13 protein-coding genes are annotated in these 13,320 nt (G+C 51.0%); 8 read left to right on the top strand and 5 right to left on the bottom strand.

From position 1 onward, the window contains the following. Nucleotides 1-45 precede the first annotated feature (45 nt). A complete protein-coding gene (locus HOM51_12785) occupies nucleotides 46-1,992 on the top strand; it encodes a tetratricopeptide repeat protein (protein MBT5035380.1) in 1,947 nt (648 codons plus the stop codon). Here HOM51_12785 and HOM51_12790 read toward each other — a convergent pair. Further along, nucleotides 1,989-4,319 (bottom strand): transketolase, encoded by a 2,331-nt coding sequence (locus tag HOM51_12790; protein ID MBT5035381.1) that lies wholly within the window; start codon nucleotides 4,317-4,319, stop codon nucleotides 1,989-1,991. The genes HOM51_12785 and HOM51_12790 overlap by 4 nt on opposite strands. A gap of 143 nt (nucleotides 4,320-4,462) precedes the next feature. Between HOM51_12790 and HOM51_12795 the strand changes: the two genes are divergently transcribed. The 4 genes from HOM51_12795 (at nucleotide 4,463) to HOM51_12810 (ending at nucleotide 7,579) form a co-directional block, all read left to right on the top strand. After that, nucleotides 4,463-4,930 (top strand): Lrp/AsnC family transcriptional regulator, encoded by a 468-nt coding sequence (locus HOM51_12795; GenBank protein ID MBT5035382.1) that lies wholly within the window; start codon nucleotides 4,463-4,465, stop codon nucleotides 4,928-4,930. A gap of 81 nt (nucleotides 4,931-5,011) precedes the next feature. Then, the gene (gene mce, locus HOM51_12800) at nucleotides 5,012-5,416 is read left to right on the top strand and encodes a methylmalonyl-CoA epimerase (GenBank protein MBT5035383.1); all 405 of its coding nucleotides are present in this window, start codon (nucleotides 5,012-5,014) and stop codon (nucleotides 5,414-5,416) included. Between the two features lie 82 nt (nucleotides 5,417-5,498). Then, nucleotides 5,499-6,368, top strand: a complete 870-nt coding sequence (locus tag HOM51_12805; GenBank protein ID MBT5035384.1) for a 1,4-dihydroxy-6-naphthoate synthase — start codon at nucleotides 5,499-5,501, stop codon at nucleotides 6,366-6,368. Nucleotides 6,369-6,373: 5 nt separating this feature from the next. Then, the gene (locus HOM51_12810; GenBank protein ID MBT5035385.1) at nucleotides 6,374-7,579 is read left to right on the top strand and encodes a CoA transferase; all 1,206 of its coding nucleotides are present in this window, start codon (nucleotides 6,374-6,376) and stop codon (nucleotides 7,577-7,579) included. Between the two features lies 1 nt (nucleotide 7,580). On the opposite strand, the gene HOM51_12815 is transcribed toward HOM51_12810, so the two are convergent. Both HOM51_12815 and HOM51_12820 read right to left on the bottom strand, forming a co-directional pair. Next, nucleotides 7,581-7,973 carry a response regulator gene (locus HOM51_12815; GenBank protein ID MBT5035386.1) on the bottom strand — a complete coding sequence of 131 codons (393 nt, stop codon included), beginning with the start codon at nucleotides 7,971-7,973 and terminating at the stop codon, nucleotides 7,581-7,583. A gap of 256 nt (nucleotides 7,974-8,229) precedes the next feature. Next, a complete protein-coding gene (locus tag HOM51_12820) occupies nucleotides 8,230-9,387 on the bottom strand; it encodes a HupE/UreJ family protein (GenBank protein MBT5035387.1) in 1,158 nt (385 codons plus the stop codon). A 40-nt stretch (nucleotides 9,388-9,427) separates the two neighbouring features. Here HOM51_12820 and HOM51_12825 point away from each other — a divergent pair, with 40 nt between their 5' ends. Beyond that, complete coding sequence (locus tag HOM51_12825; GenBank protein MBT5035388.1) at nucleotides 9,428-10,081, top strand: DUF4198 domain-containing protein; 654 nt, start codon at nucleotides 9,428-9,430, stop codon at nucleotides 10,079-10,081. A 147-nt stretch (nucleotides 10,082-10,228) separates the two neighbouring features. Here the strand turns inward: HOM51_12825 and HOM51_12830 are convergent, their stop codons facing one another. After that, nucleotides 10,229-10,750 carry a hypothetical protein gene (locus tag HOM51_12830; GenBank protein ID MBT5035389.1) on the bottom strand — a complete coding sequence of 174 codons (522 nt, stop codon included), beginning with the start codon at nucleotides 10,748-10,750 and terminating at the stop codon, nucleotides 10,229-10,231. 213 nt (nucleotides 10,751-10,963) lie between these two features. Between HOM51_12830 and HOM51_12835 the strand changes: the two genes are divergently transcribed. After that, nucleotides 10,964-11,842 (top strand): hypothetical protein, encoded by an 879-nt coding sequence (locus HOM51_12835; GenBank protein ID MBT5035390.1) that lies wholly within the window; start codon nucleotides 10,964-10,966, stop codon nucleotides 11,840-11,842. A gap of 6 nt (nucleotides 11,843-11,848) precedes the next feature. Here HOM51_12835 and HOM51_12840 read toward each other — a convergent pair whose 3' ends face one another. Then, complete coding sequence (locus HOM51_12840; GenBank protein ID MBT5035391.1) at nucleotides 11,849-12,469, bottom strand: hypothetical protein; 621 nt, start codon at nucleotides 12,467-12,469, stop codon at nucleotides 11,849-11,851. Nucleotides 12,470-12,815: 346 nt separating this feature from the next. On the opposite strand from HOM51_12840, the gene HOM51_12845 reads away from it, so the two are divergent. Next, nucleotides 12,816-13,320, top strand: a 505-nt coding sequence (locus HOM51_12845; protein ID MBT5035392.1) for a hypothetical protein, incomplete at its 3' end; no start/stop codon positions are given.

Raw genomic sequence — 13,320 nt, forward strand, 5'->3', positions numbered from 1 at the left:
TTCCCAATTGATGCATAATTCAACCTTTCAAATAGGGATGGCGTCGTGAATCGGAAAGAAAGACGCGCAGCGGCCGAAAAGGTTCGCCGGGAAAGTAAGTCGAAGGTCAAATCCCGCCTGATCAAGCAGCAAGACCCCCACCTGCAAAGCCTCCTAGACGAAGCCATGGTCCACCACCGCGAAAACCGGCTGCAGGAGGCAGGCGGTCTTTACAATCAAATCCTGGCTCAGGATCCTGAGCATTCGGACGCGCTGAACCTGTTGGGCATGATCGCCTATCAAAGTGGTGAACTGGAAGTCGCGGAAAGTCTCGTCGCCAAATCAGCTGAGGCCAACCCGACCTTCCCCAGCGTCTTCAACAATCACGGCATGATCCTGTATGAACTGGGCCGCAGGCCGGAGGCGGAAGCCAGTTACCGTGAAGCGGTGAAGCTTGACCCCAATTTTGTTGAGGCCCTCAGTAACTTAGGCGATGTATTGATCGGGCGCTTAAGGCTGGATGAAGCTGAGGAATGCTGCCGTAAGGCGCTCAGCATCGATCCTGAATATGCACCTGCTTATAATAATCTAGGGGCCGTTCAGATCGCGCAGAACAAGACGGAAGAGGGCTTGGCTAATTGTGCGAAGGCGTTGGAACTGGCACCCCATCTGATCGTTGCTCATAAGAACATGGCGGATGGTCTGATCGCGCAGGGCAAGCTTAAAGATGCCGAAGATAGCTGTCGCAGATGCCTGGAATTATATCCAAATTATCTGGATGCCCACGTCATCTTAGGCGGCATCCACCTCACCCGAGGAGAATTGGATGCAGCAGAAGACGCATACCGAACATCAATCACACTGAAAGAAGATTACGCACCGGCCCACGCCAAGTTGGGTCTTGTCCTACAGAACCAGGGTAAAATGGAACAGGCCGAAGCAAGCTGTCGCACGGCCTTAGAACTGGATCCTAATTTTGCCGAAGGGTATCAGAGCCTCGCCAACATGGTGAAATTTACCGGCGACGATCCAATTACAGATAAATTGGAAGAGTTGACAAAACAGGACATCTTCCAAGACCGCGACCGTTGCTTCCTGCACTTCGCGGCGGGGAAAATTAATGATGATATTGGCGATTACGACCGCGCCTTCGAGCATTATCAAAAAGGAAATTCTCACAAGCGGGCTGAGTTTGATCCGGACAAAAATGATGAACTGATCGATGAGCTGATCGACCTGTTCAATCCTGCATTCTTTGAATCCCGAGAGAACGTCGGTGACGACAGTGACGTTCCCATCTTTGTCGTCGGCATGCCCCGGTCAGGGACATCCCTGGTCGAACAAATCCTTGCAGCCCACCCTGACGTATTCGGCGCCGGCGAAGTAAGCTACATCGACACTATTGCCAATACGCTCTTCCATTTGAATGGCTCCGAACGCATCAGCGACGGAATGGCGCTGGTGCCAAATACTGAATTTGCCAACGCGGCGGGGCAGTACCTTCATCGGGCCAGAAAGGTTGCGCCGGAGGCCCCCCACATTACCGACAAGACCCCGTTAAACTGCATTAACTTAGGGCTGATCAGCTTGCTGTTTCCCAAGGCTAAATTTATTCATTGCCAACGTGACCCCATGGATACGTGCCTTTCAAACTATTTCCAAAACTTTGGCTTTAAACATTTTTATGCCAACGATCTGGTGCATCTCGGCCGGTTCTACCGTTCCTATGAACGGATTATGGATCATTGGTCGAAGGTTCTGCCCTCGCCGATTTATAGTATCCGCTACGAAGAACTAATTGGCGATCAAGATAAATACAGCCGTGAGCTTCTAGATTTCTGCAGCATCGATTGGGACGACGCGTGTGCAGAGTTCCACAAGGCCGACCGCCAGGTCCTAACGGCCAGCAGTTGGCAAGTCCGCCAACCCATCTACAAAACATCCATCGAACGTTGGCGGCGCTATGAAAATCACCTGGGGCCGTTGTTGGCAGAGCTAGGGAAAGAGGCTTAGCGCTTCGCCAAGCACGCCCGTGCACATGCATCAATGATCGCTTCAGAATCAATTTTATAAGTTCGATAGAGATCAGGGATATCACCTGTCTGTCCGAACTGATCCACACCTAAGGGGAAGGTTCTATGGCCGGAGACAGACCCCATCCATCCCAAACCACCTGAATGACCATCCAACACCGTCACCAAGGCGGCGTTAGGCGACAGTTCAGAAAGCAAGTGTTCGGCGTGGCCGTTCCCCTCGGATGCCCAGCCAGAATGTAGCCTGTCCGCTGACGTCACATTCAGCAATCCAACACCTGGAATGTCTTCTACGATTTGCTCATACGCGGCCAGGGCTTCAGGCATCAACACACCCGACGTGATAATTGCCAGCTCTGCATCAGGTGCGGGCGGGCGCAACCAATAGCCGCCCTCAACAATCTGTCGTTTGAGATCAGGCGTTATCTCTCGATGATCCTGATCCAAAGGACGGGTCGTCAGGCGCAGATAAACCGCCCCGCCATCGTCGGCCTGCATGTGCTGAAAGCCCCAATCCATGATAATTGCCAGTTCGTCCGAATAAGCGGGCTCGAACCCAGTTAAACCACTCTGCCCCATGGCAATCAGAGGCGTTGCTGTTGACTGGTGCGCACCGCCTTCTGGCGCCAAGGTAATACCCGACGGTGTGCCTACTAACATGAAGCGGGCATCCTGGTAGCACGCGTAGTTCAAGGCATCCAAACCACGCCCGATAAAGATATCATAGACCGTGCCCACGGGCAGAAGCCGCGCACCGAACAGCGGCTCAGATAACCCCAATGCTGCCAACATTAAGAATAAATTATTTTCAGCAATGCCCAGTTCCATATGTTGACCTGTAGGCGACATCGACCATTTCTGCGCCGATGGCACATTTTCTTCGCGGAAGACATCCTGTTTTCTTTTGGAATGGAACAGTCGGCGCTGGTTGACCCAGCCCCCTAGATTGGTGGAGACCGTAACATCCGGAGACGTGGTGACAATGCGCGACGCCAATTCACTATCGGATTTGCCAAAGTCATTCATGATCCGCCCGAAGGCTTCTTGGGTCGACAGTCGCCCCCCATTCGGCGGCACGATTTCGGGTGTAGTAATCGTCGGCACGCGCTCGGGCGCCGGTTCGCGTTTGTTGAACGGCACATGATCCAAGAATTCCTGCAGGTCCTCTGCCGCCATGTCCAAGCCTGCGGCTGGGTCCCACTCCCTGCCTTCGGCAATCCCCATGGACAGCTTGAACTCCGCCATCTGATCCAACGTCATCAGGCCAGAGTGATTGTCTTTGTGTCCCGCCAACGGCAGACGAAAGCCCTTCACCGTATAGGCAACAAAACAGCGCGGCGCATCGTCTTTAATACCGTGGAAGGCCTCCAACACGGCCTCCATATCGTGGCCGCCCAGGTTGGTCATCAGGCGATGCAGGGCATCATCATCGTGGATATCCAAAAATTCTTTTAATCCGCTGGTCCCTTTTAGATCGGTCTTCAGGTGTTCCCGCCACGATGCCCCCCCTTTATAGGTCAAGGCCGCATAAAGTTGGTTGGGGCATTCGTCTATCCATTGGTTCAACGCGCCGCCTGCGGGTCCTTCAAATGCTGCTTGAAGACGCTTACCGTATTTGATCGTGACGACTTCCCAGTCGACGGTGCTAAAGAACGATTTAATTTTTTGGAACAAGTGATCATTAACGACGCCGTCCAGGCTTTGGCGGTTGTAATCGATCACCCACCAGAGGTTCCGAACATCATGCTTCCAGCCTTCTAAAAGCGCTTCGAAGACATTGCCTTCATCCAGTTCGGCATCGCCCATCAAGGTCACGATGCGTCCTTCAGGCGCCCCCCCCGGCACCATTTCATGCAGGCGGACGTAATCTTGAACCAGCGACGCAAACAACGTCATGCCGACGCCGAGCCCAACCGAACCCGTGGAGAAGTCCACGTCATCCGTATCCTTCATACGCGACGGATAAGCTTGTGCACCCCCAAGCCCCCGATACGCCTGCAGCTTTTCAAGGGTCTGATTACCCAGCAGATATTGAATGGCATGGAACACGGGGGATGCGTGCGGCTTAACGGCAATCCGGTCTTCCGGCCTAAGCACATCCATATAAAGGGCGGTCAGTAACGTTGCCGCTGATGCACACGACGCCTGATGACCACCCACCTTAATCCCGTCTCTCGACGGTCGAATGTGATTCGCGTTGTGAATCATCCAGCACGCAAGCCATAAAACCTTACGCCCAAGCTGCTTCATTTGATCAATTTTTGCGGCGGACTGTAGGGTACTGGAGGGGGGCTGAGGGCGGGTCATGAGATTCATTTTGGCTGTTCCTATTGCGAAATGCAATTGTACCACCGACAGTCAGAACAATGGTTGCTAATATGCTCTAAATTAGGCATAGTTACGCAATAATTACTCATATTTTTGTATAAAATTAGTGGATTGTGCCGAAAATGAGACTCGATGACATAGATCGTAAAATTCTGACCCGGCTGCAAGAAGACGCCCGCACACCCAATGTCGAGTTGGCAAAGGAGGTCGGGTTATCGCCATCTCCTTGTTCCAGACGGGTGCGCGAACTGGAAGACGCGGGCGTGATTAAGCGACATGTTTCGTTGCTTGACCCAGCAGCGGTCGGTTTGCCGGTCAGCGTCTTTATTCACATCACCTTGGAACGCCAAGTTGAACACGCACTGGAGGTGTTTGAGAAAGAAGTCGCCGCCCTGCCAGAAGTCATGGAATGTTACCTAATGACCGGGTCTGCGGATTATATGCTGCGGGTGGTGGTCCCGGATGTGGAGAGCTTCCAAAAATTCATCGTTGAACATTTAACCCGCATCCCCAGCGTCGCCAATATCACGTCCAGCTTCGCCTTGAAGCAAGTCGCCTACAAAACAGCCCTGCCGCTTTCAGAAAAATAAAAAAACTGCCTTCCCTGTGGTGGATCGATCAAATTTAATTGGCTAGACTGCTGCCCATCAAGAGTATGGAAGAGAGCGGATATGATCGGTAACTTAAACCACGTGGCGATTGCAGTCCCTGATTTGGATGCGGCCTGTGCCCGCTACCGGGATGGATTTGGCGCTACGGTTTCCGAACCCATGGACATTCCAGAACAAGGGGTTCGGATGGTCTTCGTGGATTTAGCAAATTCTAAGATAGAGCTTTTGCATCCGCTCGGCGCAACGTCGCCAATCGCCAGTTTTTTAGAACGCAATCCATCAGGCGGCATTCACCATGTCTGTTTTGAAGTGGATGATATCATTGCCACCCGTGACCGGCTAATTGGCGATGGTGCACGAGCAATCGGAAGTGGTGAGCCGGTCATTGGTGCGCACGGAAAGCCGATACTTTTTCTTCACCCGAAAGATTTTTCAGGCACTCTGATTGAATTAGAGGAAGCCTAACTTGATGCGGGTCATTTTCGGCTCATCTCAAGCAAGTACGATACAAATCAACGACGAAACCTAAAAACAGGAGATATATCCCATGGGGAGCGAACAGGAATTTAAAGAAGTCCTTTATGAAGTAAAAGATGGCGTGGCCTGGATTACCATCAACCGCCCGGAAGTGCGCAACGCCTTTCGGGAGCAAACCCTTGATGAACTGATCGCAGCCTTCAGCCTGACGAAGAACGATCCTTCCATCGCCGTCGCCGTGGTGACCGGCTCTGGCGACAAAGCGTTTTCCGCTGGTGGCGACTTTCACGCCATGATGCGCCTCAATTGGACCAATGCCGCGCAATGGAACGACCGCATGCAAGGCTTGGCCATGACGATCCGCGGCCTGCCGATCCCGGTCATCGCCATGGTGCACGGCTGGTGCATGGGCGGCGGGCATGAATTGGCGCTATGGTGCGACATGGTTATTTCTGCCGAAGACGGCATGTTCGGCCAAACCGGTGCGAAAGTTGGAGCGTGCCCGACCGTCGGCGCAACTCAGTATCTGTCCCGCCTGGTCGGCGAACGGCTGGCCCGGGAAATGATCTTCACGTGCCGCACCTTTGGCGCCAAGGAAGCAGTTGAAGTCGGCCTGATCAATAGGTGCGTGCCGAAGGCTGAGCTTTTGCAAAAAACCGAAGAATGGTGTGAGGTCATTAAAGGCTTAAGCCCGCAAACCCTGCGCATGACCAAGAAATCGCTGAATTTCGAATCGGATGAGCTTTACGCTTCCTGGCAGCATGGCATGGAACTTCTCGCCCACGTCTGGGGGTCTGAGGAAGCGACCGAAGGTATGAACGCGTTTCTGGAACGCAGGAAACCGAACTTCAAACAATTCCGAGATCGGAATAAAGCAGAATTGGATAGCTACCTCCAAGGCATCGCCAACAACGAAAATACAGCACCGTCGAAGGCTTGAACGTCATGACCGAAGATAAGTCTGAAGGCGCTTTAAGTGGCACCCGCGTAATTGATTTAACGCGGGTGCTGGCGGGTCCTTTCTGCACCATGAATCTCGGCGATATGGGTGCGGAAATTATAAAGATTGAACGACCGGGTTCCGGTGATGATACACGCGGATGGGGTCCGCCCTTCGCCGGGACAGAAGCGGCCTATTTCCTTGGCGTAAACCGCAACAAGCGGAGTGTAACACTCGATTTAAAAGACCCACGCGGCCTGGACATATTGAAAAAAATGATAACCCAGGCTGACGTTCTCATCGAAAATTTCAAGGCCGGGACACTTGATCGGTGGGGAATTACGGCAGAGTGGCTGGAACAAAACGCACCGCAAGTCGTTCTCTGCCAAATTACCGGGTACGGTGACCGCGGCCCAAAAGGCGGGATGCCGGGATATGACTTTCTATTGCAGGCGGAAAGTGGGTTGATGAGCATCACCGGCGAGGTCGATGGCGGATCAATGAAGCTTGGCGTCGCAATTGTCGATGTGTGCACCGGCATGTATGCCGCGATGTGTATCACCGCGGCACTCAATGCGCGCACGCGTACGGGCCGCGGCCAAGTTGTTTCCGTGACACTTTTCGATACCAGCCTTTCGGTTCTGGTGAACGTTGCATCTAACTATCTGATCAGCACCAAAGTTCCAGGACGGTTCGGCAACGGCCACCCCAATATTGTACCGTATCGTGAATTTCCCTGTGGTGAGGGAGAGATCGCGCTGGCGGTTGGCAATGACGGCCAGTTCGCCCAATTGGCGAAGGCGGTCGATCACCCTGAATGGGCTGATGATGAACGGTTTAAGATCAACGCCAACCGGGTCCGGAATCGAGATACAATCGATGGATTGATCCAGGAAGCGCTGGCAGCAAAATCGGCGGATGATTGGATAACCCAATTTGTTGGCCTTGGCATTCCGTGTTCCATGGTGAACACGGTCGAAGAGGCGCTTGAAAGCGAACAAGCGAAAGCCAACGGCATGGTCGCTGAGATTGATCACCCGACAGCCGGGTTGATCAGGATGTTGGGCATTCCCTATCAATTCTCAGATACGAAAGAAGCGATCCAATCGGCACCACCGGTACTTGGGGCTGACACAGACGATGTATTGAAGAACCAAATTGGCCTAACAGAAGAAGAGGTTTCCGCCCTCAGGTCTGACGGTGTGATATAATTTAGTGTAGCTTGGAGAAGGTATCTTTTAGAACTGCGGCTAAGCTGTCGGCTTTCACGGGCTTATGTAAAACAGATAGACCGGCACTCTCAATATACTTAAGACGCTCAGGAGAGGTATCTCCGGTTAGAATGACACCAGGAATTTCGGCCTTCATTTCAGCGCGCAAATTTGCAATCGCCTGAACACCGTCCATGTGTGCCCCTAACCGCAGGTCAGAGATGATAAAGTCCATGTGGTCACCGTTTTGGCTCAGCAGACTTTGTGCCTGTTCCAAAGATATGGCCGCAAGGGTTTTATGGTTCCAGGCTTCAAGACGAAACTTCAAGCTTTCCAAAACAATAGGGTCATCATCAATAACCAGAATCGTTTTTTGCTCTTCTATTAAATTCATCTTAGTCATATTTCCGCAGTATCATTGAGAATTAAAAATAAAATTTTGTGAGTGAGAATGGCTCAGTTATACGTGGTTTAATGCTCCTATGTCACTTCGCCAATTAGACATAGCGCCCCTTACAAAGGGCATAAATTCTTACTCGATATGATTAAATTTCAATAATACCGGGCCGCCGCCGTCGTGAAATAAACAACAAAATTAGTGAATTAGTTGAAATAGCGGCCAATTTTGGAACCCATTATAGACTTAAGCCCTAAAGCAGGGTCCGTTCTACAGTCCAATAGGCCCCCACTAAGGCAATTATGACGGAGCTTGGTATGACAACGGCTTTTCGGTACCAAACTTTGTGACGGAACCAAAGACCCGTGGCGACGAAGGCCGCGGCGATGATACTCAGTTGGCCCAACTCGACACCAATATTGAAGGTTATGAGTGCAGTCAGAAACTCAGACCTTGGCAACCCGATCTCGCTCAAAACACCGGCGACCCCCATGCCATGAAGCAGACCAAAACCAAACACCAGAGCGATCCGCCAGGGTTTAATTTCTGATGTTAGAATATTTTCCACTGCAACATAAACGATAGACGCAGAGATTAAGGGTTCGACAACAGACGATGGTAGCGAAAGTAAGCCATAGATGGTTAAGCCTAGGGTTATGGTGTGGGCGACTGTAAATGCTGTCACCTGCCAGATGATTGCTTTAATTCGCAAACTCAGCAGATAAATTCCCAGTACGAACAAAATGTGGTCCAGTCCCTTAGGAATGATATGGGTGAACCCGAGTTCCATATACTCTGCAGCGACTTCGGCCGTCGACTTGGGAATAAATTTTTCCGAAATGGGGAATGGATTACTTTCCTTGCCCTCCTTCAGCCAATTGGACAACCCTTTGTGTTCACCTGCATGCTTCACAACCAAAATGCTATCGCCGAACTTGGCAGCAAACGACCATCGAAATATCCGCGCCCCGACCGGAATTGTGCCTTCAAACTTCAGCGTACTCACCCGCGCCCGACCCGGGTCCTTAACTTCCGGCACCCGAACTGAAATTAATGTAGGCTCGACTAATTTCCCATCAAAGTTCAGTTTAAAACCTTGGATCAAAGTCGGCGCGAAGGCCATGATGCGGCTTTCCAGAACCTTCGGCGGCAAGGCACGCAGTTGATTGTACAGCGCCGCGTTGGGGGAGTCGGCGGTGTCTTTATCGCCCGGATCAATTCCCGCTAAAATAGCTTCTGCATTAACCCGCATTTCAAGGCTAAAGGTTCCGTCGAGGTGTAGCATGACGAGGGCAACGGCGGGACGCATCTTGTGAGCGGTGGCATTGGTGGTAAAAGCCACTGAAAGAATCATTAATCCAAAGACTGCAACCAATTTGCGGATTACTTGGCGATTGACCACTTGCATCACACTAGGACATCCTGTCATTTGACCCAAAGGAGATCGGTCCATGTGTATAAAACGAATGGCTATTGCGGTCACGATACTTGTCGCAGGGATTGCCATGCCAGGATTGCTTTGGGCTCATGATTTTTATCTCGAACCATCGGTTCTTCATCTCAAACCTGCTGACCCCGTTAAGATTTCGATCGTTCAGTTGAACGTGGATCAAAGTGAGACAATCCCCTTCTACGAAGGATTATCCGCACGCTTTGATCTGACCTCGCCGGGGGGGGCCGCTACGATAGACTCTCAGACTGGAGACGATCCTGCCGCGACCTTAAACCCTGCCGTTCCGGGCTATCATATTGTTGGCTTTGTTTCTCAACCAAGAACCGCTGACTTAACAACGAAAAAGTTTAGGCTCTACGTTCAAGACAAAGGTTTAGAAGCCGTCATTGGAGACACCCCGCTACCCGCTGGTATCGTCCCAGAAATCTACTCCCGGTATTCCAAGGTGATCTTAGCTGTCGGAAATAATCCGCCAGGCACGGGGTATCTCAAACAGTTAGGGCTGAAGCTGGAACTTGTACCTGGCAAAAACCTTCCCACCTGGAAAGCGAACACCCCGCTCACTCTGCGGCTTTTCTATCAAGGAAACCCCTTCATGGGACGCAGGTTCAGTTCTTTTCCCCGGGCCGCTGGAAAAATCGTATCAAGCTAAGGACCGGTCCTGACGGCCGCATGAATACTCACGTTCCCCATGCCGGCATGTGGGTGGCCACCGCGGTTCATATGGTTCCGTCGCTCGACCCTAAGCACAACTGGGAAAGCTTTTGGGCCTCGTTAACGTTCGAGGTTAAGGAATAACTCAGTGGACTTGAGTAGAAACCTCCGGCGGTTTCAAATTCGCGTCGGTTAGTTTTAGCTCCAAGCTCCAATTCGCTTTCTCCGTTGCCGTCATCAGGATGTGAGACAAAGAATAAAGCAATTGCTGATTCAAGTTGAAGGTCACGGCTTTGCCGTCTTGGGCCTTAAATGTATAAGACGTAACATCACCCTTCGGCACATAGGTGATCGTATTTGGCAGCATCGGCGTTTCGCCCAAGGGATATATTAGGTCCAGGTCTTTATATTCGGTTTTGAAGTCCGCCGTTTCGAGGGCTTCTTTCTCCTGAAATTCCATAACCGCTTTTTGTGTTTTGGGTTCGACGTGCTGAGCAACTTCTGGCTTGCCCTGAATGGACTTTTGAATGGTTTGCCAGAACAACTGAACGAACCGGCGGGTCAGCCACAATCGATAGGCGGTCTGGCCGCTGGTGCTGAGTTCCAGAACGAGCCGGTGCTCTTCAGGCGAGTACCTGCAATTGATTTGTTGCAACTGGTCGGGCAACCGGGCCTCCTCGGCAAAGCCTACTTAGGTACCGATAGTAGCAATCTCCGAAACAGGAACAAACAATTTTACCTAATTCACCAATCGAGCACACCCTTAGTCGCGTACAAAACATTCCGTTATTTTGGCAACTTGGGGTCGTAGAGCTGTTACAATACGTTGAATTTTACGTTGAATTTTACGTTGGATTAAATTTTTCCGGAAATCTGCCCTATGCAGGACATAAGAAATTTAGTCGGAGTTTTTGTGGTTTTAGTATTGGGTCTGACTTGGTCAGGACCCGCCCTTACACATTCGCCGGAAACATCTGACAAAACATCTGGCAAAGATGCGGCGCGTTCTATGAAAGAATGCTTGGCTCTTCCTCATTCCTATAAAAAAATGGTCTGTCTAGAACCTCACTTCCGCGCGCTAACCCGCACCCAAACGGCCGAGATTGCTTTGCTAAAAGCAAAAAAGTTTCAACGAACAGACAGAATTGATGACTGTCACTTGATCGCACATTTCATCGGCGAGGAAGTTTTGAACAAACATTCTGCTGATCTCGGAAAAGCGCTGGCGGAGTGTTCGATGGATTGCAACCAAGGCTGCGTTCACGGGGCCGTTCAAACCTATATTTCGGAAAAGAGCGATACAGACAATATTACCGCTGATTTAATCAGTGTTTGCGACACAGTGTCATATGACAATCGGTTGCGCAGACAATGCATCCACGGCGTGGGACATGGACTTCTGACAGGCGGCCTTATGCCGATCGCTGAAGCGATAGAGAGCTGCCACCGTTTCAAGGGCCGAGAGATTTCAATCTGCCTGGGCGGTACCTTCATGGAGAACATGCAATCGCATCTTTTGATCCCAGAGGCTGAACTTCGCGCTGAGTTGCCGTTGATCTGTAATGAGGTCGCCCAAATGGGCAATGAACGCTATCTCCGTTGGTGCGCGGATCATATAGGTGGAGGCCTGATGTTTTATACAGGTCACGACCTTGAAAAGAGCTACCGCCTTTGTCGGCTATTGCCGGCTGATCAACGCCCAATGTGCATGGTCGGCATATTTGGAGAATCAAAAGACGTGTTGGAGAACCTCCGCTAGAATACTCTAAGAACGTCTTTTACATCTTCCGAATCGTGCGTTGAGCCAAGAGTGTTCTGCGTTTCCCTTAAATTCCGTCAAAATAGATTCTCCGCTGTCCTCGGGAATGAAGAGTACAAATCTCCAAAACTTGTTTTCAAAAATGATTGTATGTTTAGGTTTCTCTTGAGGTGACTTAGCGGCTGCGCCCGACTTAGCGGCTGCGGTGATCTTAAACCTATATTTGTTTCGCAGTTCCAAATTAGCGTCCCGGTCGGCAATTTCCTCGGGAAAATTCGGTTTTGCCATATAAAAGGCTTTTACGCGCTTTTTTTCATGATCTGAAAGCCGGTAAACGTTGGTCCAAGAAACTGTACCGCTGCCAAGGTCAACAACGGCACCTTCCAAATTTTCAAGGCCGCGCACCCTATCGACCTTGCAGTGGTTGCGGCGATCAGGTGTATCCGTTGTCGATTTGAAAACAATGTCCGGATACATCGTGCAGGAGGCTTCGTTGGCTTTTCCATCAGGTGCATTCTCTTGAAGAAACTGGCAATCAAACACCTGGGCACGCGCGAAACCCGCCATCAGCACAACATTGGAAAATATTGCGAATGCAACCGTCAATCTTCCAAATTGCACAAACATAGGCCTACCGACCCCTCGAAGGAATTCGTCGGACCATTTCTTTATAGAACTTTCGTGCCATCCAAGGGGATTAAAAGACCCCATCACGGATGAAGTAACACCAATGGCTTGCGTTTAGCAGCCAGGGTTATCCATCGGACACCTGTTGGAGTGGTCTTTAGCCAACACGTCGGACGACGAAACAAATGAGACCGCCGCAAAGGCCAAAAGAAGCGAGATCGTAATGATCCGTATCTTCGTCATAATTATCCCCTCTAATTTAAACTGTGGTATGACTCGAGCATCCGTCGTGAGAGAGTACATGAACACACCACTTTGGGTCAATTTAAATGGGGCACACTGCAGGATGCATGAAAATATTCTAAGAATATTGGGAATCGCCGTCATTGCATTCGTGATTGGCACCGCTCAGGCTGCGGCTGCGAATGAGCCCTTAGCATTAGATCCAATTTTACGTATTGAAGCGGGCATGCATACGGCCCCTATTCTACGTGTCGTCGTCGACAAAGACGAACAAATCATGGCGACTGTTTCGTTGGATAAAACTGTTCGCATTTGGTCGGTTAAGGACGGCACACTTCTTCGCACCATTAGGGTCCCAATTGGGGGCGGTTATGAAGGGGCGCTCTATTCACTGGATATCTCACCAGATGGCACGCGTATCGTTACCGGCGGCTGGACCGGGAACTGGGATGGAGGCTGGAGCATTTATGAGTTCGATGTTGCCACTGGGACAATGATCCGTCACGTGACCAAGGTTCCCAACCGGGTTAATCATATGGCCTATTCACCGGACGGGAAGTATCTCGCCGTATCGATGAAGCACCCGGTGGGAAATGCCAAGGATGGTG

The sequence above is a fragment of the Rhodospirillaceae bacterium genome (assembly GCA_018660465.1).
GTDB lineage: Bacteria > Pseudomonadota > Alphaproteobacteria > Rhodospirillales > JABJKH01 > JABJKH01.